We start from the raw sequence: 769 nt of genomic DNA on the forward strand, positions 1-769 counted from the left end.
ACGCCCTTTTGGTATACACTCCAAATATATCAAACTATTTTTTCTAAGTATTTTTGAATACATTTGCTAAAGTGCTGATGCATAACGATGTTGTAGAACATATTTTTATGTATAGGGAAATTGTGTGCGGAAACGACGAGAGGGCTACACATTATTATATCACACGCGGGCGCGTAGGTGCGCCGGGAATCAGTTTGCGTTAGGGAGCAATTAAAGAATCAGTTCATTAAAATAAGAGGAAAGAAAGATAGATATAAGAGATAGTGGTTTTATAGTGGATTCCATTCCTTAGTTTGATTCATTAATATGATACTTGTATGAGAATGATACGTAGAATCTTCACTTTACTGAAAAGGATTTTTCTTTTTCATTTCTCATGTTCTCATAATATACACAATAATCAGCTGTGAATCAAACAGATAACACCATGAGAAATAAAATACAAAAGGGCATTTCTCATAGCTTTTCCGTGATTTAGTCCGTAAAATCGAGCATTTCTCATAGGGTTTAAACTATTTCTCATCTTATTCTCATACTCCGTCTATACATTTTACTCATTTCTCATACAGTATAATTGTAGTTTTTCCGGACTTTTGCCGGATTTACGATTACTCCTTTCCTTCTTCGGTTTTATTAAGCAACTTCTTGCTATTTACTACTTTCCTGTATGTTATTCACCTTATACCTTTATGTTTTTCCCTAATCATTGTTATTTCTTCCTACCACAGGGCAGACGCATTAAAAATTATTTTCCTGTAAAAGTTGTGAC

Source organism: Bacteroides sp. OF03-11BH (genome assembly GCF_003604005.1).
Taxonomy (GTDB): domain Bacteria; phylum Bacteroidota; class Bacteroidia; order Bacteroidales; family Bacteroidaceae; genus Bacteroides; species Bacteroides ovatus.